The following is a 23328-nucleotide window of genomic DNA, read 5'->3' on the forward strand; positions in this document are numbered from 1 at the left end:
GCCATCCTCGCCAGACACAACCACACACCCAGGAAATGCCTCGGCTTCCGAAACCCCGCCGAAGTTTTCTTCCCGTTGCACTTCGATTGTGAATCCACACCCGGAACACGTCCGGGGTGACGGCGGGAGCGTGACGAGGCGGTGAGTCTCAGACAGTCACCGCGCCGTGGCAATGCTTGTACTTGCGGCCCGAACCGCACGGGCATGGCGCGTTGCGGTTGACGCGGCCTTCCCAATGTTCCGGATTGTCGCCGAGCTCCGACGGCACGTCCGGCTGCATCATCTGCAGCGGCGGCAGTTGCGTGGTGATCCGGCCGAGCGTGCCGGCATCAATGTCGTTCGAATTGTCCTCGCCCGTGAACGGGTCGAAGTGCGTCGTGATGAAGTCCGGGAGTTCCGGAAGCTCGGGCACCGGCTGCATCTGGAACTGCGCGTGCGCGATCGTCTTGGTCACATCCTCGCGGATCGAATCGAGCATGCGTTGGAAGAGCGAGAACGCCTCCTGCTTGTACTCGTTGATCGGCGTCTTCTGCGCATAGGCGCGCAAGTGGACGACCTGGCGCAGCGCGTCGAGCGTCGCGAGATGCTCCTTCCAGTGATGGTCGAGGTTCTGGAGCAGGATCGACTTTTCGACCTGCGTCCACGTCTCCGGCTCCAGCTCGGCCGATTTCGCGGCGATCGCGGCGTCGGCGGCCTCGCGGACGCGTTCCTCGACGATCTCGGGGTCGATCGCCTCTTCCTTGAGCCATTCGTCCACGGCCAGGTCGAGGTTGAGCACCTCGGCAAGGCCGGTCTTCATGCCCGCGATGTCCCACTGTTCGGGATAGGAGTTCGGCGGGCAGGCGCCGCCGACGATGACGTTGACCGTCTCGGCGCGCATGTCGCTGACGACGTCGCCGACCGCATCGGCGTCCATGATGTCGGCGCGCTGCTCGTAGATGACCTTGCGCTGGTCGTTCATCACGTCATCATATTCGACGACCTGCTTGCGGATGTCGTAGTTGCGCGCCTCGACCTTCTTCTGCGCGGTCTCGATCGCCTTCGACAGCCACTTGCTGCCGATCGCCTCACCATCCTCGATATTGTTGCGCATCATCTTGGCGAACAGCGTGTCCGGCCCGAAGATGCGGAGCAGATCGTCGTCGAGGCTGAGGTAGAAACGCGACAGGCCGGGATCGCCTTGACGCCCGGAGCGGCCGCGCAGCTGGTTGTCGATGCGGCGCGATTCGTGGCGCTCGGTGCCGAGCACGAACAGGCCGCCGGCGGCGAGCACCTCCTGCTTCTCCGCCTCGATCTCGTCGCGGATGCGCGATGCCTCGACCTCATATTCGGGCGTGCCCTCGACCAGGTCGGGATGCTCGTCGAGCATGCGGAATTCGAGGTTGCCGCCCAGTTTGATGTCGGTGCCGCGGCCCGCCATGTTGGTCGCGATCGTCACCGCCGACTTGCGCCCGGCCTGCGCGACGATATGCGCCTCCATCTCGTGGTAGCGCGCGTTGAGCACCTTATGGTCAACGCCCTCCTGCGTCAGGAATTCGCTGAGCAGTTCGGACTTCTCGATCGACACGGTGCCGACCAGCACCGGCTGGCCCAGCGACGCATGTTCGCGGATCTTCTTGGCGATCGCGCGGAATTTGTCGGTGGTGTCCTTGTAGAATTCGTCTTCCTCGTCGACGCGGCGGACGCCGACGTTGGTCGGAATGGTGACGACGTTCATCTTGTAGATGTCGTAGAATTCGGCCGCCTCGGTCGCCGCGGTGCCGGTCATGCCCGACAGTTTCGGGTACATGCGGAAATAATTCTGGAAGGTGATCGAAGCCATCGTCTGGTTCTCGGGCTCGATATTGACGCCCTCCTTCGCCTCTACCGCCTGGTGCAGGCCGTCGGACCAGCGGCGCCCGTCCATCATGCGACCGGTGAATTCGTCGATGATGACGACCTTGCCGTCCTTGACGATATAGTCGGTGTCCGCCTTGAACATCATGTTCGCGCGCAGCGACTGGTTGACGTGATGGACGACCTGCGTGTTCTCAAAATCGTAGAGGTTCGCGCCCTCGAGCAGGCCCGCCGCCTCAAGCATCCGCTCGATCCGCTCGGTGCCGGATTCGGTCAGGATGATCGACTTCTGCTTCTCGTCCTTCTCGTAATCGTCGGGGTTGAGCTGCTTCACGATCGCGTCGACGCTCATGTACAGCTCCGACTTGTCGTCGGTCGGCCCCGAGATGATGAGCGGCGTGCGCGCCTCGTCGATCAGCACCGAATCGACCTCGTCGACGATCGCCATCGCGAAGGCGCGCTGGGTCATCGAGCTGCGCTCGTACTTCATGTTGTCGCGCAGGTAGTCGAAGCCGAATTCGTTGTTGGTGCCGTAGGTGATGTCGCTGTTATACGCGGCGCGGCGCTGTTCGTCGGTCAGGTTGGGGATGATCGTGCCGACGGTCAGGCCGAGGAAGCGATAGACCTGCCCCATCCACTCCGCGTCGCGCGCGGCGAGATAGTCGTTGACGGTAATGACGTGGACGCCGTCGCCGGGCAGCGCGTTCAAATAGGTGGCGAGCGTCGCGACGAGCGTCTTGCCCTCGCCGGTGCGCATCTCGGCGATCTCGCCGCGGTGGAGGACGATGCCGCCGATCATCTGCACGTCGAAATGGCGCATGCCGAGCACGCGCACCGCCGCTTCGCGCACCGTGGCGAAGGCTTCGGGGAGCAAATCGTCGAGCTTGGTGCCGCCCGCGAGTTGGTCGCGGAACTTGGCGGTCTGTCCGGCGAGATCCTCGTCGGAGAGCGCCTGGAGCGTCGGTTCGAACGCGGCGATCTTCTGCACGATCGGATTGAGCGATTTGACGTAGCGGTCGTTGGACGAGCCGAAGAGCGATTTAGCGAAGCCGCCGAACATAAGGGATGGTTCCTGGATAAGGGCACGCGCGCAAGCCGATGGCGCGCAGCGTCGTTGGTCGTGAAGATGGGATCGGCCGCGGCCGGGACAATGCGGTCGCGCTATTCGCGCCGGCGGCTCGCATAGAGAGGCTGGGTCGCGATCAGCACCAACGTCGCGAACGATGCGGCCGGCAAGGCGGCGATCGTCGGCAGCGCCTGCTGCGGCCGACTGGCGGCAGGCGCGGCCCGGATGTCGGCCTGCACCGCAGCCGCCACGCGGGCGGCGGCATGCGCCGCCACCGGCGCACGCACCGCCGATGCACCGCCGGTAAGGGCGGACAGCAACGCAGACAGGAGCAGCAACAGGTTCACGAGCGTGGTCCCTATTGCAGATGCCGGCCGTCGTCCATCGGCATCGTTTCGTCGCGGATCATTCGAACGTCGTCCGCGACTCCATCCGCCTGTGGAGGACGGCCTTGATCGGCTTGCCGTTGCGGACGAAACCGGGGCCCATCGCCATACCCGGTGGCGTGGCGAGGCAGGGATCGCCGGCGACGGACGGCCGTGCGGCGACGACGCGACAGCGTTCGACCTTGCCGTCATATCCGACCGTGATCGCCACCTCAGAGGCAAAATGATCCATATGTGTCGTCGCGACGTCGATCGGCTTGCCCGGGACGTAAAGCTGGCCGGGGGAAACGGCGGGGCCGTCCTCCGGTATCTTCCAGACGACGCGCCGGGTGAATGTGCGCGGCGGCGCGTTCGCGGGCGTCGGCGGATAGAGGCCGTTGCGGGTGATCGCCCGGCAGGCGGCGGCATCAAGGCTGCGATGACCGCTGCTCTGCTCGACATGGCAGTCGTGGACCCGGCCGGCCGGGGTCACCGACCACGCGATGCGTACCGTACCCTGTTCGTTGTTGCGCAGCGCTTCGGCCGGATAATCGTCCTGCGAGATCCAGTCCGCCGGATTCATGCTGTTTGATGTCCGCGGTGGGGCCTGATGATCGGTATCCCCGGCGTTCTCGACGGCGTCGAACGCACGCTGCGCGAACCATGCGGCGGTTACCATCAATGCGACGAGGAGCACGGCCAGCATACCGATGATGCCGATCATCAGACCCCGCCCGTTGCCGCTCCATCGCCGCCGGACCTGCGGGGTCGGCCTCACGTCTGCCTGTAGCACGTGGCTGCGTGGTTCGCCTTCTTCGTCGATCATCCGTCTTTGCCCTGTCTCGGAAGCAGCCTATGGCAGCGCCATGTCCTCGTCCATCTCACCGCTCGCCACGCCCTTCCCCGCTTTGCCCGCGATTGCCGGTGTCGTACCGCACGTCGCGCAGGCGCGGTACAAGACGTGGGATCGGTGCGATCTCACCTTCGTCACGCTCGCCGAAGGAACCAGCGTCGCGGGCGTGGTGACGCAGAGCAGATGCCCCTCCCCCGAGGTCGAATGGTGCCGCAAGGCGCTGCCCCTTGGCCAGGCACGCGCGCTGGTGGTCAATGCGGGCAATTCCAACGCCTTCACCGGCAATCGCGGGCGCGCCGCGGTGGAGGCGATCGCGGCGCGGACCGCGCAGCATCTCGGCTGCCAGCCGTCGGACGTGTTCGTCGCCTCGACGGGCGTGATCGGCGTGCCGTTGCCGATCGACAAGGCGGAAGCGGGGCTGGACGCCGCCTTCGCCGCGGAACCATGCAGCTGGCAGGCGGCGGCGGAGACGATCGGGACGACCGATACCTATCCCAAGGGCGCGACGACCACCGCAGTCGTCGACGGGCGGACGGTGACGCTGGTCGGGATCATCAAGGGGTCGGGGATGATCGCGCCGGACATGGCGACGATGCTCGGCTTCGTCTTCACCGATGCGGTGGTCGATGCGGGGTTCCTGCAGGCGGCGCTCAACGCGGCGAACCGGACGACGTTTTCGTGCATCACCGTGGATGGCGACACCTCGACCAGCGATACGGTGCTCGCCTTCGCGACCGGCGCGGCGGGGAATGCGCCGCTGGTCGATGCCGACAGCGACGGGGCGGATGCCTTCGCCGCGGCGCTCGCCGATCTGTGCGCGCAGCTCGCGATGCTGGTGGTGCGCGATGGCGAGGGCGCGACCAAGCTGATCGAGGTGGCGGTCACCGGTGCGGAAAGCGACCGCAGCGGGCATCGCATCGCGATGTCGATCGCCAATTCACCGCTGGTGAAGACGGCGATCGCCGGCGAGGACGCCAATTGGGGCCGCATCGTCATGGCGGTCGGCAAGGCGGGCGAACCGGCCGAGCGCGACAGACTGTCGATCCGCTTCGGCGATACGCAGGTCGCGCGCGACGGCCTCGCGGTCGAGGGCTATGACGAGGCACCGGTCACCGCGCATCTGAAGGGCCACGAGATCGAGATCGGCGTCGATCTGGGCCTGGGAGAAGGCTCGGCCACGGTTTGGACCTGCGACCTGACGCACGGCTACATATCGATCAACGCCGACTATCGCAGTTGAGAGGCGGAGCCGACATGCACCACCCGCACCACGACGCCGTCGTCGCGCTGATGCGGCACGTCGCGGCGGAGATCGTCATGCCGCGCTTCCGCAACCTCGCCGCCGACGAGGTCGAGGAGAAAGCCGCCGACGACATGGTGACGATCGCCGACCGGATGAGCGAGGCGGCGTTGACCGAAGGGTTGGCGGCGCTCGACCCCGCCATCCGCGTCGTCGGCGAGGAAGCGGTGGCGGCGGACGCGTCGCTGGTCGAGGGCATCGACCGCGGCGGCGTGTGGATCATCGATCCGATCGACGGCACCAACAATTACGCCAGCGGCATCGCGACGTTCGGGATCATGATCGCGCTGGTCGAGGATGGCGCGACGCAGGCGGGATGGATCCTCGATCCGGTGAGCGGCCGGCTGTGCCATGCGGTAGCGGGCGGCGGGGCCTACGTCGATGGCGAGCGGGTGTTCGCGCGGTCGAGCGGTGCTGCGCTGCCCATCGCGGGGATCGCATCATACCATCTGACCGACGCCGAGCGCGCGGCCCTGATCGCGCGATCGGAGAACGTGTTCACGGTGGCGGCGATGCCGCGTTGCGCGGCGGAGCAATATCCGCGGCTGGTGCTGGGGACGAACGACGTCGCGCTGTTCCAGAAGACGCTGCCCTGGGACCATGCGCCGGGATCGCTGTTCCTGCGCGAGGCGGGCGGCGTGGTCCGCTGGCCGGATGGGACGGAGTATCGGGTCGGCAACCAGCGGCGGGGGATGATCGCCGCGGCGTCGCCGGCGCTGTGGGAGCAGGCGGTCGAGGTGTTGTTCGGGTAAAAAAAACCCTCCTCTTCAGAGGAGGGGTTGGGGTGGAGGACTCATCAGGCGTTGGTCTCGGTGAGACGTCCCCCACCCCCAACCCCTCCCCTGAAGGGGAGGGGCTTATCGCACTTTACGCCAGCGCGCCTTCCAGCCATGCCTTCAGCCGGCCCTTCGGCTCGGCACCGACCTTGGTCGCGGCCGGCGCACCGCCCTTGAACAGGATCATCGTCGGGATGCCGCGCACGCCGTACTTGCCCGGCACGTCGGGGTTCTCGTCGATGTTGAGCTTGGCGATCGTCACCTGCTCGCCCAGTTCCTCGGACAGTTCCTCGAGGCTCGGCCCGATCATCTTGCAGGGGCCGCACCATTCCGCCCAGAAATCGACGAGCACGGGGCCGTCGGCCTGGAGTACGTCGGTGTCGAAGCTCGCGTCGGTAATCGCCTTGGTAGCCATGGTAATCTCCTTTGCAGCCCATCTAGGACGGCGCGCACCCCGGCTCAACCGCTTGGGGCCTAGCTTTGCTCCGACCCGCGAAAGCGCGGCTTGTGCGCGTCGAGCAATGCGGGGTCGAGCGCGAACAGGCGGGGGCCGCCCGTGTAGAGCAACGCCGCCTCGATGCGCCGGTCGGGGAAGATCACGGCGAGCGCCGCGGCATAGGCTGCCATCTGGTCGAGATGATAGGGCGGCACGTCGTCAATGCTCTCCGGCACGCGGCGGCCGGTCTTGAAATCGACGATGCGGATGCGGTCGGGGGCGATGAGCAGCCGGTCGACGGTGCCCGAGACGACGAGGCCGCTGGCGAGCGTCGCGGCGATCGGCGCCTCGGCGAGGCTGTCGGGGCCGAACAGGTCGGCGTAAGCGGGGTCATCGAGGATTGCGAGCACGCCGGCGACGATCGCCCCGCGCTCCTGAGCATCGGCGACGCCGCCGGCGGACGCCAGCCAGCGATCGGCACTCGCCGCCCGTTCGGCGGGATCGACCGGCGGCAGGCGCTCGAACAAGGCATGGTAGAGCCGGCCGCGCTCGGCGGCGGCGCGCATCGCCGGACCGGGGGGCGGATCGCTGACCTCGTCCTCGCCAAGCGCGGACGGGGCGAGCGGGCGCGACGGGCGGCTTTCGGCGGGCGCGAGGCGATGCGCCCAGTCGGGCAGGACGATCGCTTCGGCGGCCTCGCCGTGCGTGGCGGCACGCGGCTTGACCGGCGGTTGCGGCGCGGTGCCGGTGAAGATGCCGTCGACGCCGAGCGCGGTCAGCGCGCGCGCGGCGGCGGCGTACCAGCTCGCTGCGGGCGGTTCGCCCTTCGCCTTCGGGCCGAGCGCGCCGCCGATGACCAGCCGTTCCTCGGCACGGGTCGCGGCGACGTAGAACAGCCGCCAATGCTCCTCCAGCTCGCGGCGTTCGAGCGCGGCGATCGCCTCGTCGAGCGGGCCGCCGCGTTCGGCGGAGCGGGGGCGGAAGATCGGGATCGGCTGCGCGCCGGGTTCGGGCGACCAGCGCACCAGCGTGCGCGGCGCGGCGGTCGGATCGACGGTCGCGTCGGCCAGGATCACCAGCGGCGCCTGCAGGCCCTTGGCGCCATGCGCGGTCATCACGCGGACGGCGTCGAGCGGCGCGGAGGGGTCGCGGACGATCTCGACATCGCCGCGATCGAACCAGTCGAGGAAGCGTTGCAGCGACGGCGTCGACGTCGTTTCGAAGGCGAGCGCGGCGTTGAGAAGTTCCTCGATCGGATCGCGCGCCTCCGCGCCGAGACGGAGCAGCAGCTTGCGGCGGCCATCCAGGGGCCCCGACAGCAGTTCCTCGAGGAACTGGTAGGGGGTCGCGATGTCGGCGCGGAGCAGCATCGTCCTGAGCGGCGCGAGGCGGTCTTCGGTCTGCGTCAGCGTCAGGTGGCGCCACAGGCTGCCGTGATCGCGCGGCGCGGCGTGCATCAGTTCGTCCTGCGTCCAGCCGATCAGCGGCGATACCAGCAGCGAGGCCAATGACAAATCGTCCTCGGGCTGCAACACGAAGCGGATCGCGGCGAGCAGGTCCTGCACCGCCAGCGGCGCGTTGAGCCGCAGCCGGTCGACGCCCGCGACCGGCACGCCCTCGGCATAGAGGCGCGCGACGATCAGCGAGGCGAGATCGCCGCGCCGCTTGACGAGGATCATGACGTCCTCGGGGCGCAGGAGGCGCCCCTTGCTCTCCAGGATCAGCCCGCCGTCGATCCAGCCCTTCACCGCGCGCGCGATGCGCACCGCCTGTTCGCGGACGGCATCGTCGATCCACGCTTCCTCGTCCTCGTCGTTGCCGCCGGCGATCACCGGCGGCCAGAGTTCGACGGTGCCGGGGCCGGGGACCTCGCTGGCATGCTCCTGCATCGCGTCGATCGCACCGAGCCCGGGCTCGCCCGCCGCGGCGACCGCGGCATCGACGAATTCGAGGATCGGCCGCGTCGAGCGGAAGCTGTGGGTCAGCGACAGCTGCTGGAACGGCAGGCCGCGTTCCGCTTCGGGCCAGTCGTCGTCGCCCTCGACCTCGGCGGCGCGGGTCGAGAAATGGCCCTCCGCCCAGCGGAAGTTGATCGGGTCGGTGCCCTGGAACCCGAAGATCGCCTGTTTGAAATCACCGACGGTGAACAGCGTGCGCGTCGAGGGCGCATGGACGCCGCGGCCGACGAAGAATTCGCCCGCCAGCGCGGTGACGATCCGCCACTGGTTGAGGTTGGTGTCCTGTGCCTCGTCGATCAGGACGTGCTCGGTCGCCTGGTCCAGCTTGTAGCGCACCCATTCGCCGATGCCGGGCTGTTCGAGCAGCCGCACGGTGACGCCGATCAGATCGTCGAAATCAACCGCGCCGCTCCGCCGCTTCGCCGCGGCATAGGCGCGCGCGTATTCGCGGCCGACGTCGAGCGCGTCGGCGAGCAGGTCGGCATAGGCGGCGCGGCTGGTGAGCGAGAGGAGGTCGAAGCAATGCTGGCCGAGCGCGGCGGCGAGGTCGGCGTAATCGGGGTCGGCATCGAGCAGCTTCTTCGACGCCTTGCGCGGTTCGTTCTTGCCGGTCAGCACGACGCCGGCGAGGTCGGCCAGCGTCGCGACGCGATCGGCGGGCGCGGCGGCGAGCCAGCGGTTGAGCGTCTCGGCATGGCCGACGCCGGTCGCCGCGCCCCAAGCGGTGTTGGCGGCAGCGAGGCGTTCGATCAGCCCCTCGTCGATGCAGTCGCTCCCCTCCGCCAGCGCCTCGCCGATATCGCCCTGCGGCAGGTCGAGCGTGCGGCGCAGCCACGGGCCGATCCCGCTCGGCAGCGCTTCGAGCGCGGCGAGCGATCGCGCGCAGGCGAGCAGGAAGCTCTCCGCCCCGCCCTCGCCCATGCGCAGCGACAACGCGCCGATCGTCGCGATCGGGCGCTCGCGGCCGTCGCGTTCGGCGTCGGTGAGCAGAGCGGCCAGCGTCTCGCGCGCCAGCACCGCCTCCTCGCGCGCCTCGAGCGGGCGGAAACCGGGGGTGAGGCCGGCCTCGACCGGGAAGGCGGCGAGCAGGCTCTGGCAGAAGCCGTGGATCGTCTGAATGCGCAGGCCGCCGCCCGGCGCGTCGAGCACGCCGGCGAACAGCGTGCGCGCGCGCGCTTGCAACTCCGGCGTCGCCTTCTCACCGAGTGCGTCGAGGTCGGCGGCGAGCTGCGGCCCCGGCATGCGCACCCAGGCGGCGAGGCGGTTGTTGATCCGTTGCGCCATCTCGGCCGCGCCCGCCTTGGTGAAGGTCAGGCACAGGATCGCGGCGGGATCGACGCCGCGCAGCAGCAGGCGGAACACGCGTGCGGCGAGCACCTGCGTCTTGCCGGTGCCGGCCGACGCGGACAGCCAGACATGGGCGTGCGGATCGCTCGCCGCCGCCTGCGCGCCCTTCAGCCGCGGCAGGGTGGCAAGGTCAGTCCCGGCCATACCATTCGTCCCGGCGCATCAACTGGTCGTATTCGGCATAAGGCGCATATTCGGGCACCAGCTTGGCGGTGAACGCCTCGCCGCCGGTCAGCCACTTGCCCGCGGCATCGACGAAATTGGCGACGGCGATGGTGGTGAAATCGGTGGTAACGATCTTGTCGCGCTTGCCCTCGGCATCGACCGGGGTCTCGACATAGCCGAACTGGTCGCGCTTCTTGCCGAGCGACCAATATTCGAACCCGCCGGCACGGCCCTGGACGTCGGCGAACCCGCCGCGTTCGGCGATCGCGCCGAGCAGGCCCAGTTGCAGGCTGTAGCCGGCGCGCACCGCGGCGGCCGACGGCGGCTTACCGGTCTTGTAGTCGACGATCGCGAGGCTGCCGTCGGGCAGGCGATCGACGCGATCGTAGCGGCCCGACAGCTTCACCCCGGCGATGTCGATATGCCCCTGCCCCTCTGCCGAGGCGACGCTACGGCCCTCGTCGGCCTGTGCGGTGACGGCGCCGGCGATCCAGTGGATCGCCTCCATCAGCCGCGGCCGCCAGAGCGCGCGCATCATCGGGTGCGTGCGCTCGTCGTCGAGCATCGCCTGCGCGCGCGCGACGAGCGCGTCCGGTGCGCAGGCGTCCTGTTTCCACCATTGTTCGAGGATGTCGTGCACCGCGGTGCCCCGCCATGCCGCGCTGGGATCGGCATCGACCGGGTCGAGCGGCATCAGCCCGAGCACGCGGCGCGCGTAGAAGGCATAGGGGTCGGCCTTCAGCCGGTCGATCTCGGTCACCGAAATCGCGCGTGGCCGCAGCGCCGGGGCGGGGAGCGGCGCGGGGCGATCGGCGGGGTCGTGCCGGCGCGGATCGTCGAGCGCGAGTGCCCAATGTTCGAGGTCGTGCGCCCGCGTGAAGCGCTCGCCCGCCATCGCCTGCAACCGCAGCCACAGCCGCGAGGCGAGCGCCGGCGACGACGCATCGCGCCGCGCCCGCGTCACCAGCGCGCGTGGGGCACCGAGCGCCTGGCCGAAGTCGTGCGCGGCGACGCCGACCGCGCGCTCCAGCCCGGGCAGACCGAGCGCGACGCGGATGCGCGGTGCGAGCCAAGGATCGGGCGCAGGGCGGCCCGGCCACACGCCCTCGTTGAGGCCGCCCAGCACCATCAGGTCGGCGGTCTGCAACCGTGCTTCGATCGGGCCGTAAATGGCGATGCGCGGGTGCCCTACGCCCGAACCGGGGCGCACCGCCACCTCGTCGAGCAGGCCGCGCAGCAGCGGCGCGAGGCCATCGGGCGCGACGCGCGGCGGGCCGACGCCGGCCTCGACTTCCAGTGCGTCGAGGAACTCCGCCGCAGCACGACCGGCAGGGCCCGCCCACAAATCATCGCCGCATAACGTCTGCGCCGTCTCGCGCAGAACGCTCAGCAACGTGGCGAGCGGCTGTGGCCCGGCCTCGAACACCAGCTCGATCGGCCGCAGCAGCGCGGTCGCCTCGCCGAACCACGCCGCCGCCCGCTCGCGACGGTGGGCGAGCAGGTGGCCGAGGATGCCGTCGAGCCCTGCAGCCGGGCGGGGTCCGCGCAGCGCACGATCGACGCCGCGGGTCCCGTCGAGCCACGCGCCGCGGACGCCGCGGTCGTTCGGGTCGTTGCGCACCAGCGGATGCTTGAGCAGCGCCAGCAACGCCAGCGGCGCGAACCGTTGTGCCGCCGCCTCGGCGAGCGCGAGCAGCAGCGTGCCGGGCGGCAGGATGCTGAGCGGCCGGCCGGCGGAATCGTTCGCCTCGATATTCCAGCGGCGCAGGTGCGCGGTGACACGGCGGGCGAGCGCGCGGTCGGGGGTGACGAGCGCGGCGGTGCGCCCCTCCTCCTCCAGCGCGCCACGCAGCGCGAGCGCGATCGTCTGTGCCTCCTCGGCGGGGGTCGCCAGTTCGGCCGCGGCGACGCCGGTCAGGCGGCGGTCCTCCGCCTTGAGGTCGGTCCATTTGCCGGTGAAGGCGGCGGGCGCCAGCGCGTTGGCGATCGCACGGCCGCGGACGGCGCCGGCGTCCGGGCCGGCGGTGCCCGGCCAGTTGGCGACCTCGCCGCGCCCGACGCTCATCCGGTCGAGGATCAGCTTGAGGTGGAATTGTGGGTGCGTTTCGATCGATCGGCGGATGCGGCCGGTGACGGGATCGGGCGCATGCGGTCCGAGCGCGTCCCATTCCTCCTGCGGCATCGCGAGATCGAGGCCGGCGAAGACCGTCATGCCCTGCGGCGCCTCGGCGACGCAGCGCAGCAGTCGCGCGACCGCGGGCGCAGGATCGGTGATCCCCGCCGCGCAGACGAAGCCCTGCGGCGGCATTGCGCGCCAGCGCCGCTCCAGCCGGTCGAGCAGCATCCGCCGCCGCGTCGCCGCATCGATCCGGCCAAGCTGCGCCAGCTCCTCCGGCCAGCGTTCGAGCACGATGGTGAAGGTCGACAGCGCGCGCTGCCAATGTTCGGTCAGTTCGGGGGCGAGGTCGATCGCGCGCAACGCCTCGGGCGGTACCTCCTCGACCAGCAGCTGGTCGAGCGTGTGGCAGAGTTCGCCCGCCAGCCGCACCGCCTCGGCCGCGTCGATCGGCTGGCCGGCGCGGGTCCGCTCTTCGAACACCAGGCGGGCGAGGATCATCCGCCGCTGCATCGGCGCGACCGCGGGTGGCGGCGGATCGGCATCGTCCACCGGATCGAGCGCGACGCCGACCGCCTCGCCCAGATCGGGACTGCCGAGCGTCACCAGCCGCGGCAACAGCAGACCCGCCCCGCTCGCGCGGACGAATGCCGCGGTGACGGCGCGCGCGGCGCGGTTGTTAGGGAGCAGCACCAGCCCGCGCGCCAGTGCCATCGGATCGCCGCCGGTGCGCCGCATCAGCCCGGCGACGAGCGTGTCGGCAAACGCCTTGTGCGAGGGGATCGTGTACAGCCGGGGCTTGCCCGCCTCAGCCATTGGCGATCATCGCCTCCGTCTTGGGGATCGCGGCGGGGGTGCCGACGTCGAACCACAGACCCTGATGGACCTGCGCATAGGCGCGGCCCGCCTCGATCGCGCGGCTCCAGAACAAATTCGTCGAGAACGGCCCGTCCGGCCAGTCGCGGATGATGCGCGGGTGGAGGATCTGGATGCCGGTATAGACGAAGGGTGCGGTGGCGCCCTCCTTGCGGCGGCCGACGATGCGGCCGTCGGCGGCGACGCGGAAATCGCCCTGCCCGCGGTGATTATGCGCACGGGCGTAGGGGACGACGAGCAGCAGCGCATCCATCGCCGCATCGTCCCAGCGGCTGGCGAGCAGCTTGATCGCATCGACCGGGCCGTCGAGCCACAGATTGTCGCTGTTGACGACGAGCACCGGGTCGTCGCCGAGCAGGCCGCGCGCCTGCACCAGCCCGCCGCCCGTCTCCATCAGCTGCGCGCGTTCGTCGCTGATCGCGACGTCGATCCCGTCCATGCCAGAAACGTGCGCCTCCAGCGTGTCGGCGAGATAATGGACGTTGACCACCGCGCGCCGCACGCCGGCGTTGCGCAGGCGGTCGAAGACGTGGTCGATCAATGGCTTGCCGGCCACTTCTACCAAGGGCTTGGGACGGGTTGCGGTCAGCGGACGCATCCGCTTGCCGAGCCCCGCGGCCATCACCATCGCGGTATCGGGTACATGGGCGCCGGGATCGGGGCGGATCGCACGCTGGCGGGTCATGCCGACAGCACCGCGGGGTCGCCGCGCAATTCGGGCGGCACGTTGTCGTCGAACCAGCGCGCGACCGGCGCCATCACCGGCTGCGACAGGTCGCGCTCCAGATAGGCCCAGACGCGCGGGCACAGCGCCGGATAACGTGGCTTGTCGTCGCGCTTCCACAACCGCGTGAAGATGCCGATGATCTTCGCGTTCCGCTGCGCGCCGAGGACGTGATAGGCCGCCGTGAAGTCGTCGCCTGCGCCCGTCGCGGCGCGATAGCGGGCGAGCATCGCCTCCTCCAGCGACGGATCGACGTCGCGGCGCGCGTCCTGCAGCAGCGAGACGAGATCGTACGCGGGATGCCCGGCGAGCGCGTCCTGGAAATCGAGCAGCCCGAGCGACTGAGCCGCTCCGACCAGCATCAGGTTTTCGGCATGATAGTCGCGCAGCACGGTCACGGGCTCATCAGTCAGCGCACGATCGAACACCGCATCCCACGCCGCCCGATAGCCGTCGATGTCGATATCGAGGCCGACGGCGGGGCAATACCAGTCGGCGAACAGGTCCGTCTCGCGGTGCAATACGGTGCGATCGTAGGGGGCGAGGTCGCCGGCGCCATGCGCGCGCAGCTCGACCAGCAGGTCGACCGCCGCGGCATAGAGCGGCAGCGCGGCGGGCTCGTCCGCATCCGCGGTTTCGCGCAGGCGGACGTCGCCGAAATCCTCGAGCAGCACCAGCCCCTGCGCCAGATCGACGGCATGGATCGCCGGCGCCGCGAAACCGCGCGCGCGCAGCCATTGCGCGATCGCGATGAACGGTCGCGGGTCCTCATGCGGCGGCGGCGCGTCCATCAGGATCGCGCTGCGCCCTTCGCACGCGACGCGGAAATAGCGACGGAAGGAGGCATCGCCCGCGACGGGGCTGATCGCTCCCGCCCAGCCGTGGGCGGCGAGAAAGGCGGGCGCGCCGGCGGGCGGGGTCATGTCGGCCATCGCGGCTTCCATGACGCCGGGACGTCGGCTGTCAAGATTCGTCCGCCGTCGGGGGCCGCGGTCAGGGTGAGCGCCAGCGCGTCGGGCCAGCGATCTGGCGCGCGCTCGGGCCATTCGACCAGCAACAGCGCGTCGGACAGTGCCTCGTCCAGCCCCAGCTCCTCCAGCTCATCGGGATCATCGATCCGGTAGAGGTCGACGTGGAGCACCGGCAACCGCACTTCGGGCGGGTCGTACGGCTGGACGATCGCGAAACTGGGCGACGGCGCCTCGCCGGCGAGCCCGAGCGCTGCGAGCAGCCCGCGCGCGATGCTGGTCTTGCCGGCGCCGAGGTCGCCGCTGAGGGTGATGACGTCGCCGGGGCGGACGTGGGGGGCGAGGCTCGCGCCGAAGGCTTCGGTGGCGACGGCGTCGGGGAGGTGGATGGAAGTCACCACCCCACCCCCTTCGTCACCCCGGACGTGTTCCGGGGTCCACTCATCCGCAAGCGCTGGCGTCGAGCCTGTGTCCGATGCGCCCGCCGCACGGTGGACCCCGGAACAAGTCCGAGGTGACGGGGGAGAGAGGAAGCCCTCACCGCCGCGGCAATTCGACGGTCACCAGCGTGCCCTCACCCGGCTCGGACACCAGGTCGATCCGCCCGCCATGCGCCTCGACGAACTGGCGCGCGAGCGGCAAGCCCAGCCCCAGCGCGCGCTCGCCTGACGGCTGCATCCCCGGTTCGCCGAAGCGATCGAATGCCTTGGCGACGCTCTCCGCATCCATGCCGAAGCCGTCGTCGGACACGACGATCCGCGCCGCGCTGGCATTACCGTCGCTGTGCAACAGGATGCGGCCGCCCTCCGGCGTCGAGGCGACGGCATGGCGCAGCAGATGCTCGATCACCTCCTTCAGCCGTTTGGCATCGCCGCTGACCCGTCCGGTCGAGCGCGCCAGCTCCACCGCGAAGTCGAGCTTGCGGCGCTTCGCCGCGGGCATGATCGTCTCGGCGGCGGCGCGTGCGGTGGCGGCGAGGTCGACGTCGATGCGCACCATCTCCTCCTCGTCGCCACCCTGCGTCAGGTCGAGCACGTCGTCGATCAACAGCCCCAGCCGCTCGACCGATTGCAGGATCGCCTCGACATAGCCGGTCGCATCCTCGGTCAGCGCGCCCGCATAGCCGCCGTGCAACATCTCGGCGAACCCGCTGATCGAGGTCAGCGGCGTGCGCAGCTCGTAGCTCATGTTGGCGACGAACTGCGTCTTGACCTTGTCCGCCGCCTCCAGCGCATTGGCACGGTCACGCAACGCCTGTTCGGCGCGACGGCTGTCGGAAATGTCGAGCATCGTCAGTAGCGCATTGCCGTCGGGCAGCGGCACCGCGGCGAATTCGAAATGCCGCCCGTCGGCGAACGCGACGCGGCCACCACGTTGCTGACGCTCGACCGTTGCCGATCGCACCAGCTCGGGGATCAGCGCGGCGCGATTGGGCGTCGCGAGCTTGGGCGCGGCGGCCTCGGCGAAGGTGTCGACACGCGGGTGGCCGGCGAGGAATTCCTCCTCGAACCCCCAGACGCCCCGCATCCGGTTGTTCCACAATTGCAACTTGCCGTCCGCGGCGAACACCGCGAGCGCCTCGAACAGATTGTCGAACGTGGCGGTGCGCACGCGCAGCAGCGTGTCGCGCGCGCTCGCCAGCTGCACCTGTTCGGTGCGATCCTCGAAGATCGTCAGCAGCCCGCCGTCGGGTAGCGGTTGCGCCACGACGCGCAGGTGCGTGCCGCCGGGAAGGTGCCAATTCTCTTCGGCGGCGTCCTCGCCCGGCACGAACCAGGCGCGGCGCTCCGCCTTCCAGCCGGGGAAGTCGCGCACCTCGGGCAGGCGGTTGGCCTCGCGCATCCGTTCGAGCACCCGGTCGAACTCCGGCCGGTCGGCGAGCCATTCGGTGCGCATCGCGAACATGCGGCGGAACGGCTGGTTGCAGAAGACGAGCCCGCGGTCCGGCCCGAATTGCGCGACGCCGGCGGACAGGCGGTCGAGCATCGCGCGCTGCGCCTCGGCGAAGCGCTTGGCGCCGGCACGCGACTGTTCCAGATCCTCGATATCGACCGCGAAGCTGGCGACGCCGCCGGTCGGCAGCGGCACATCGTGGACCTCCAGACTGCGCCGCTCGCCGCCGATCGTCGCGGGCAGGACTTCGCGCTGCGGCCGACCGCTCGCGCGTGCCGCCTGTGCGCCGGCGCGCGGGCCGCCGCGCCCGGACCCCTCGACCAGCTCCAGCTCCCGCCGAAGGACGTCGGCGGCGTCGGCCCCCTCCACCGCGCGAACATAGGCGGTGTTGACCATCGCCAGCCGCAGGTCGGACCCGCGATACCACATCGGCAACGGCGCCGCCTCGATAAGCCCGGTCAGCGCATCATAGGCGACCGACAGTTCGCCGACCTCGCCCTGCAACCGCGCGATCTCGCCCTCGCTCTCGGTCGCGTCGAGCGTCCACACCACGACCGCGCCGGTCGCGCCGAGCTCGCCCGGCGCGCGGCTGCCACGCATCGTGATCGCACGGCCCGACCCTTGCGGATGCAGCGCACGCACGAAGCCGCGGCCGGCACGTTGCGCAGCCTGCACATCGGCGGCGAGCGCCTTCGCCTCGTCGGCGGGCAGACCGGCGCCCTCGGCGGACAGATCCTGCAGGAAACGCGGCGCGACGGTCAGCCCGAACCAGTCGACCAGCCGCGGCGGCATCTCGACCCGGCCGTCGGCGCGCACCAGCATCGCCATCGCCGGCGAGACGCTGCGCAGCGTCTCGGCCTCGCGGTGGCCGGCCAGCGCCTCGCGCGCCTCGCCGCGCAGCCGCCAGCCGATGTACAGCGCATAGCCGGCCCCGCCGACGAGCAGCGCGAGCACCGCGCCACACACGACCGCCGCCATCACCGAAAGCTGGATCAACGCCTACCCCTTGCCACGGCCGCCCGCGGCGCGCTCGGGCGGGAGTGTAGAACGCGGGCGGGGCAGCGGCAATGTCGTTGATACGGGGTGTCGGTGATCGCGACACGCGGAGGCATGAGATCCACCCCGCTCACCCCATCTCCTGCGTCACCCCGGACTTGTTCCGGGGTCCACCGCGCCGCCAACCTAAGCCCGCGCCTCAATCCGTACGCCTCGCCGCGGAGTGGACCCCGGAACACGTCCGGGGTGACGGGGGGATTGGGGCGATGTTCGCGCGAATGAAAAAGGGCGGCACCTTTCGGCACCGCCCCCTTCCGTCCTACCGATCGCAAACGATCAGTAGCGGTAATGATCCGGCTTGAACGGCCCTTCGACCGGCACGCCGATATAGCTCGCCTGCTTCGGGGTCAGCTGCGACAGCTGCACGCCCAGCTTCTCGAGGTGCAGCGCCGCGACCTTCTCGTCGAGGTGCTTCGGGAGCACGTACACTTCGTTCTTGTACTTGCTCCCCGCGGTCCACAGCTCGATCTGCGCCAGCGTCTGGTTGGTGAAGCTCGCGCTCATCACGAACGACGGGTGGCCCGTCGCGCAGCCGAGGTTCACGAGGCGGCCCTTGGCGAGGACGAGGATCTGCTTGCCGTCCGGGAACTCGACCAGGTCGGTGCCGGGCTTCACTTCGCTCCACTTGTAGTTCGACAGTGCGGCGATCTGGATCTCGCTGTCGAAGTGGCCGATGTTGCACACGATCGACATCGGGCGCATCGCCTTCATGTGATCGGCGGTGATGACGTCGGCGTTGCCGGTCGCCGTCACGAAGATGTCGGCGCGCTTGACCGCCTCGTCCATCGTCACGACCTCGAAGCCTTCCATCGCCGCCTGCAATGCGCAGATCGGATCGACTTCGGTCACCATCACGCGGGCGCCGCCGTTGCGCAGCGACTGCGCCGAACCCTTGCCGACGTCGCCGAAGCCGGCGACGACCGCGACCTTGCCGGCGAGCATCACGTCGGTGGCGCGACGGATCGCGTCGACCAACGATTCCTTGCAGCCGTACAGGTTGTCGAACTTCGACTTGGTGACGCTGTCGTTGACGTTGATCGCCGGGAAGGGCAGCTCGCCCTTCTTCGCGATCTCGTACAGGCGGTGGACGCCGGTCGTCGTCTCTTCGCTGACGCCCTTCAGGTTCTTGACCGTCTCGGTCAGATAGCCCGGCTTCTTGGCGATGAACGCCTTGAGCGCGCGCTGGAACTCGACCTCTTCTTCATTCTCGGGCTCGCCCAGCGTCGCGCCGGCCTCGAGCTTCGCGCCCCACAGCGCGAACATGGTGGCGTCGCCGCCGTCGTCGAGGATGATGTTGGCGGTCTGGCCATCGACGTCCGCGTCCCACGAGAAGATGTCGCCGACATAGTCCCAATATTCGGCAAGGCTCTCGCCCTTCACCGCGAACACCGGCACGCCGGTCGCGGCGATCGCGGCGGCGGCATGGTCCTGCGTCGAGAAGATGTTGCACGTCGCCCAGCGGACGTCGGCGCCCAACGCGGTCAGCGTTTCGATCAGCACCGCGGTCTGGATCGTCATGTGCAGCGATCCGGTGATGCGCGCGCCCTTCAAGGGCTGCGACGCGCCGAACTCGCTGCGCAGCGCCATAAGGCCGGGCATCTCGGTTTCGGCGATGCGGATCTCGGCGCGGCCGAAATCGGCCAGCGCGATGTCCTTGATGACGTAATCTTTGGTCTCGACCGCGAGCGCAGTTGCCACGTGTCATGCTCCTGAAGGGATAGGGATGGCGCCGCCCTTACCCCGCACGCGCCGCCAAATCAAATATAAAGATATCTTTATATGTGCGTCACGCGGTTCCGGCGTCGGCGACGAGCAGCCGCGGGTCGATCCCCGCCTTGGCGAACGCGCTGGTCCAGCGCCGGTCGGCGGGCGTGTCGAACAGCAGCGCCCCGTCGCCCTCGACGTGGAACCAGCCAGGCCGCGCGAGCTCGCCGTCGAGCTGCCCCTCGCCCCAGCCGGCATAGCCCAGCGCGATGACATAGCGCGCGGGGCCGCTGCCTTCGGCGATGGCGCGCAGCACGTCGAGCGTGCTCGACAGCGCCCAGCGGTCGGCGACCTGGATCGTGTCCTGCCCGCTCCAGTCGTCGGAATGGAGCACGAAGCCGCGGCGCGGCTCGACCGGCCCGCCGAAATGCACCGGCGCGGGCGGGGCGGCGCCGTGCGCGATCTCGAACTGGTCGAGCAGGTCGTGGAGCGTCAGCCCGTCGATCGTCGCACCGATGCCGATGCCCAGCGCGCCATCCGCGTCGTGCGCGCACATCGCGATCACCGCATGGTCGAAGCGCGGATCGATCATGCCCGGCATCGCGAGCAGGAACTGTCCGGAAAGATACCGTGTCGTTTGCATGACTTGGCATCATAGTCATGCCACGGGCCGGCGCCATGCTTGAAATCGCGACGCATCTGCCCGACCTGTTGCCCACACACTGTCCCGGAGAATACAACGATGACCATCACCGTCGGCGATACGATCCCTGCCGCCACCCTGACCAAGGTCACGTCCGATGGTCCCGATCAGGTCAGCACGGCGGACTTCTTCGCCGGCCGCACCGTCGCGCTGTTCGCAGTACCGGGCGCGTTCACGCCGACCTGCTCCGCCAAGCACCTGCCCGGCTTCGTCGAGAAGCGCGAGGAGCTTGCCGCCAGGGGCGTCGACGAGGTCGCCTGCACCTCGGTCAACGACGCGTTCGTGATGGGCGCCTGGGCCAAGTCCGCCGAGGCGGAGGGGATCACGATGCTCGCCGACGGCAACGGCGACTTCGCGCAGGCGATCGGCCTGACGATGGACGGCAGCAAGTTCGGCATGGGCACGCGCAGCCAGCGCTATACGATGCTGGTCGAGGACGGCGTCGTGAAGCAGCTCCACGTCGAGGCACCCGGCGAATTCAAGGTCAGCAGCGCGGAATATCTGCTCGGCGAGCTGTAAGTCTCAAATCCTCCCCGGCACGGGGAGGGGGACCGCCCGGCGCAGCCGGGTGGTGGAGGGGGGCTTCCACATTGGACGTCCTTCGCGGAAGTCCCCCTCCGTCACGGCTGCGCCGTGCCACCTCCCCGTGCCGGGGAGGAGTTGCCCACCCCCGTCTTGCCACCGTCACGTCCATTGCGTAACAATCCGCAATGACAACCGCATCCCAGATCGTCGCGGACCTCGACCGCCTGTACCGTGCCTCGGTCGACCGCCTGCAGGCCGCGCTCACCGCCTATCTCACCGACGGCACGCCGCCCTCGCCGCAGAGCCGCAGCGACGGTTCGTTCGCCTATCCCGTCATCCACCTGCGCTACGCCAGCGTCGGCAACCGGCCCGCACCGCTGCGCTCGTTCGGGCGGCTGGTGTCGCCCGGCGACTATACGATCAGCGTCACCAAGCCGGCGCTGTTCGCCGATTACCTGACCGAACAGCTCACCCTGCTGATCGAGGATTACGACGTCGAGGTCGAAGCGGTCGAGGGCCGGCAGGAGATCCCCTTCCCCTATGTCCTCGATCCCGGCCATGCGCTGAGCCTTGACACCGTGTCGGCGACCGAGCTCGCGCGGCATTTCCCGGCGACCGAACTCGCGCACATCGGCGACGAGATCGCCGACGGCCTGTGGATCGCCGAGGGCGGCAGCCGCCCGCTCGCGCTGTTCGACGCGCTGCGCACCGATTTCAGCCTCGCCCGCCTGCGCCACTATATGGGCACGCCGTCCGAGCACACGCAGCGCTTCGTCCTGTTCACCAACTATCACCGCTATGTCGATGAATTCGTTCGCTGGGGTGCCTCGCAACTGGGGCCGGACAGCCGCTTCACCGCACTGTCGGGAGCGGGCAATATCGTCATCGACAATCCCGGCGACGTCGACAAGCTCGTCAACGACAGCGCGTGGCGGCGGCACCAGATGCCCGCCTACCATTTGATGGCGGACGACCGCACCGGCATCACGCTCGTCAACATCGGCGTCGGGCCCTCGAACGCCAAGACGATCTGCGACCACCTCGCGGTGCTGCGCCCCGAGGCGTGGCTGATGATCGGCCATTGCGGCGGCCTGCGCCCCAGCCAGCGGATCGGCGACTACGTCCTCGCCCACGCCTATCTGCGCGACGACCATGTCCTCGACGACGTCCTCCCGCCCGAAATCCCCGTGCCCGCGATCGCCGAGGTGCAGCAGGCGCTCGCCCGCGCGTCGGAGATCGTCAGCGGCCAGTCGGGCGAAGAACTGAAGCGCCGCCTGCGCACGGGCACGATCGTCACCACCGATGACCGCAACTGGGAGTTGCGCTATTCCGCGTCGGCGCTGCGCTTCTCGCTCTCCCGTGCGGTCGGTATCGACATGGAATCGGCGACGATCGCGGCGCAGGGCTATCGCTTCCGCGTGCCCTACGGCACGCTGCTCTGCGTGTCCGACAAGCCGCTGCATGGCGAATTGAAGCTGCCCGGGCAGGCCAACCGCTTCTATGAGCGCGCGATCAGCGAGCATATGCGGATCGGCATCGAGACGTGCGAACAGCTGCGCCTCGAGGGCGAAAAGCTGCACAGCCGCAAGCTGCGCGCCTTCGACGAGCCGCCGTTCCGCTGAGCCAATCGGCGCGGCGGTCGGAAACCAACCGCGGCTAATGCGTTACGCTCCCGAATCAATCAGGAGTTCCCGCCGTGGCCGACGACACCACCGACACGCCGAAGACCGATACCCCGGCCGCCACCCCGCGCCGCCGCGCGCCGCGCAAGGCGAGCACGACGCGCAGCCCGGCCGCCAAGGCGAGCACCGCCAAGCCGCGCACCCCGCGTGCCAAGGCGGCCGATGCCTCGACGATCGAAAAGGTCGAAACCGCGGTCGGCGATGCCGCCGCCAAGACGACGCGCCGTGCCAGGGCCGCGGTCGACAAGGCCGAGGGCGCGGTGGCGTCCGCCGCCAAGGCGGTAAAGCCCCGCTCGACCAAGCGCGCCGCGCCCCGCCCCGGGGCGAAGAAGCCCGGTCCCAAGCCGAAGGCGGACAAGGGTGGCAGCAAGTGGGGCGTCGCTGCGGTCGGCGCCGGCGTAGCGGCGGTCGGCGCGGCAGCCGCGGCTGCGTTGCTGTCGTTGCGCAGCAGCAGCGCGAAGGACGGTGGGAAGAAGGCGCACACGCCCGACGGCAAGGATGCGTCCAAGTCGTTCCAGGCGGGCATCGCGGACGAGAATACGATTCCGGACAAGATCTGACCGGCGGGGCGGGCGCGTAGGTCGCTTGGCCATGCGCCCGCCCGGCATCCTCCGTCAACCCGGACGTGTTGCGGGGTCCACCCGTCCGCGAGCGTAAGGCAAGAGGCTCATGCCGCTCCGCCCGCGGCGGAGTGGACCCCGGAACAAGTCCGGGGTGACGAATGGTTTGGGAGTAACCGCAGCGCGACGACCGCGATTTGGGGAACGAACTCCCAACCCATAAGCCGTTCGGGCTGAGCCTGTCGAAGCCCTGCTCCCCACAGGCAGCACGTCCGTGGCGGGCAGCCCTTCGACAAGCTCAGCAACCATTATGATGCGGGCATCCATTCGGCTTGTCTGGCGAGGACGGTGTTGGCGTAGATGAGGAGTTTCCGTGCGCAGGCGGTGAGGGCTTGTTTGTGATTTTTGCCGGCGCCTCG

17 protein-coding genes and 1 pseudogene are annotated in these 23328 nt (G+C 69.4%); 6 read left to right on the forward strand and 12 right to left on the reverse strand.

Translation table 11 applies throughout. The features are described 5' to 3' along the window. Positions 1-120: pseudogene (locus M9979_RS17475) on the forward strand (IS30 family transposase); the annotation flags it as partial. A 28-nt stretch (positions 121-148) separates the two neighbouring features. Here the strand turns inward: M9979_RS17475 and secA are convergent. From secA to M9979_RS16845, 3 genes are all read right to left on the reverse strand, one after another. Continuing rightward, the gene (secA, locus tag M9979_RS16835) at positions 149-2896 is read right to left on the reverse strand and encodes a preprotein translocase subunit SecA (RefSeq protein WP_254290542.1); all 2748 of its coding nucleotides are present in this window, start codon (positions 2894-2896) and stop codon (positions 149-151) included. Between the two features lie 101 nt (positions 2897-2997). After that, entirely contained in the window at positions 2998-3249 is a 252-nt protein-coding gene (locus M9979_RS16840) for a hypothetical protein (protein ID WP_254290544.1), read from the reverse strand. A gap of 58 nt (positions 3250-3307) precedes the next feature. Beyond that, the gene (locus tag M9979_RS16845; RefSeq protein WP_254290546.1) at positions 3308-4093 is read right to left on the reverse strand and encodes an energy transducer TonB; all 786 of its coding nucleotides are present in this window, start codon (positions 4091-4093) and stop codon (positions 3308-3310) included. A 40-nt stretch (positions 4094-4133) separates the two neighbouring features. Here M9979_RS16845 and argJ point away from each other — a divergent pair, with 40 nt between their 5' ends. Both argJ and M9979_RS16855 read left to right on the forward strand, forming a co-directional pair. Further along, positions 4134-5360, forward strand: coding sequence for a bifunctional glutamate N-acetyltransferase/amino-acid acetyltransferase ArgJ (gene argJ, locus M9979_RS16850; RefSeq protein ID WP_254290548.1), 1227 nt, complete (start codon positions 4134-4136; stop codon positions 5358-5360). A gap of 14 nt (positions 5361-5374) precedes the next feature. Continuing rightward, entirely contained in the window at positions 5375-6172 is a 798-nt protein-coding gene (locus M9979_RS16855) for an inositol monophosphatase family protein (RefSeq protein ID WP_254290552.1), read from the forward strand. A gap of 115 nt (positions 6173-6287) precedes the next feature. Here the strand turns inward: M9979_RS16855 and trxA are convergent, their stop codons facing one another. The 9 genes from trxA to M9979_RS16900 all read right to left on the reverse strand — a co-directional run bounded on the left by trxA (position 6288) and on the right by M9979_RS16900 (position 20082). After that, a complete protein-coding gene (trxA, locus tag M9979_RS16860) occupies positions 6288-6611 on the reverse strand; it encodes a thioredoxin TrxA (RefSeq protein WP_254290554.1) in 324 nt (107 codons plus the stop codon). A gap of 59 nt (positions 6612-6670) precedes the next feature. Then, on the reverse strand, positions 6671-10081 hold the full coding sequence (gene addA, locus M9979_RS16865; RefSeq protein ID WP_254290556.1) for a double-strand break repair helicase AddA: 3411 nt from the start codon (positions 10079-10081) through the stop codon (positions 6671-6673). Next, positions 10068-13034, reverse strand: a complete 2967-nt coding sequence (gene addB, locus M9979_RS16870) for a double-strand break repair protein AddB (RefSeq protein ID WP_254290564.1) — start codon at positions 13032-13034, stop codon at positions 10068-10070. Before addB ends, addA begins: the two co-directional genes overlap by 14 nt. Beyond that, positions 13027-13779, reverse strand: coding sequence for a nucleotidyltransferase family protein (locus M9979_RS16875; protein ID WP_254290569.1), 753 nt, complete (start codon positions 13777-13779; stop codon positions 13027-13029). The genes addB and M9979_RS16875 overlap by 8 nt, the downstream gene beginning before the upstream one ends. After that, positions 13776-14741 carry an aminoglycoside phosphotransferase family protein gene (locus M9979_RS16880; protein WP_254290593.1) on the reverse strand — a complete coding sequence of 322 codons (966 nt, stop codon included), beginning with the start codon at positions 14739-14741 and terminating at the stop codon, positions 13776-13778. Before M9979_RS16880 ends, M9979_RS16875 begins: the two co-directional genes overlap by 4 nt. Beyond that, entirely contained in the window at positions 14738-15187 is a 450-nt protein-coding gene (gene tsaE / locus M9979_RS16885) for a tRNA (adenosine(37)-N6)-threonylcarbamoyltransferase complex ATPase subunit type 1 TsaE (RefSeq protein WP_254290575.1), read from the reverse strand. Before tsaE ends, M9979_RS16880 begins: the two co-directional genes overlap by 4 nt. Positions 15188-15323: 136 nt before the next feature. Further along, complete coding sequence (locus M9979_RS16890) at positions 15324-17675, reverse strand: sensor histidine kinase (RefSeq protein ID WP_254290576.1); 2352 nt, start codon at positions 17673-17675, stop codon at positions 15324-15326. Between the two features lie 336 nt (positions 17676-18011). Then, entirely contained in the window at positions 18012-19433 is a 1422-nt protein-coding gene (ahcY, locus tag M9979_RS16895; protein ID WP_254290583.1) for an adenosylhomocysteinase, read from the reverse strand. Positions 19434-19521: 88 nt separating this feature from the next. After that, on the reverse strand, positions 19522-20082 hold the full coding sequence (locus tag M9979_RS16900; RefSeq protein WP_254290585.1) for a YqgE/AlgH family protein: 561 nt from the start codon (positions 20080-20082) through the stop codon (positions 19522-19524). Between the two features lie 99 nt (positions 20083-20181). On the opposite strand from M9979_RS16900, the gene M9979_RS16905 reads away from it, so the two are divergent. The 3 genes from M9979_RS16905 to M9979_RS16915 all read left to right on the forward strand — a co-directional run bounded on the left by M9979_RS16905 (position 20182) and on the right by M9979_RS16915 (position 22909). Continuing rightward, positions 20182-20661, forward strand: a complete 480-nt coding sequence (locus M9979_RS16905; protein WP_254290587.1) for a peroxiredoxin — start codon at positions 20182-20184, stop codon at positions 20659-20661. A gap of 191 nt (positions 20662-20852) precedes the next feature. Then, positions 20853-22289: an AMP nucleosidase gene (locus M9979_RS16910; RefSeq protein ID WP_254290589.1), complete on the forward strand. Its 1437-nt coding sequence runs from the start codon at positions 20853-20855 to the stop codon at positions 22287-22289. 74 nt (positions 22290-22363) lie between these two features. Next, positions 22364-22909, forward strand: a complete 546-nt coding sequence (locus M9979_RS16915; protein WP_254290591.1) for a hypothetical protein — start codon at positions 22364-22366, stop codon at positions 22907-22909. Positions 22910-23328: the final 419 nt, after the last annotated feature.

This window comes from Sphingomonas liriopis (genome assembly GCF_024211255.1).
Lineage (GTDB): Bacteria > Pseudomonadota > Alphaproteobacteria > Sphingomonadales > Sphingomonadaceae > Sphingomonas > Sphingomonas liriopis.

Bases quoted from the DNA above. Each gene is read 5' to 3' on its own strand.
- secA (WP_254290542.1), bottom strand. From the start codon at position 2,896: ATGTTCGGCGGCTTCGCTAAATCGCTCTTCGGCTCGTCCAACGACCGC.
- M9979_RS16845 (WP_254290546.1), bottom strand. From the start codon at position 4,093: ATGATCGACGAAGAAGGCGAACCACGCAGCCACGTGCTACAGGCAGAC.
- argJ (WP_254290548.1), top strand. From the start codon at position 4,134: ATGTCCTCGTCCATCTCACCGCTCGCCACGCCCTTCCCCGCTTTGCCC.
- M9979_RS16855 (WP_254290552.1), top strand. From the start codon at position 5,375: ATGCACCACCCGCACCACGACGCCGTCGTCGCGCTGATGCGGCACGTC.
- trxA (WP_254290554.1), bottom strand. From the start codon at position 6,611: ATGGCTACCAAGGCGATTACCGACGCGAGCTTCGACACCGACGTACTC.
- addA (WP_254290556.1), bottom strand. From the start codon at position 10,081: ATGGCCGGGACTGACCTTGCCACCCTGCCGCGGCTGAAGGGCGCGCAG.
- addB (WP_254290564.1), bottom strand. From the start codon at position 13,034: ATGGCTGAGGCGGGCAAGCCCCGGCTGTACACGATCCCCTCGCACAAG.
- M9979_RS16875 (WP_254290569.1), bottom strand. From the start codon at position 13,779: ATGACCCGCCAGCGTGCGATCCGCCCCGATCCCGGCGCCCATGTACCC.
- M9979_RS16880 (WP_254290593.1), bottom strand. From the start codon at position 14,741: ATGACCCCGCCCGCCGGCGCGCCCGCCTTTCTCGCCGCCCACGGCTGG.
- M9979_RS16900 (WP_254290585.1), bottom strand. From the start codon at position 20,082: ATGCAAACGACACGGTATCTTTCCGGACAGTTCCTGCTCGCGATGCCG.
- M9979_RS16905 (WP_254290587.1), top strand. From the start codon at position 20,182: ATGACCATCACCGTCGGCGATACGATCCCTGCCGCCACCCTGACCAAG.
- M9979_RS16910 (WP_254290589.1), top strand. From the start codon at position 20,853: ATGACAACCGCATCCCAGATCGTCGCGGACCTCGACCGCCTGTACCGT.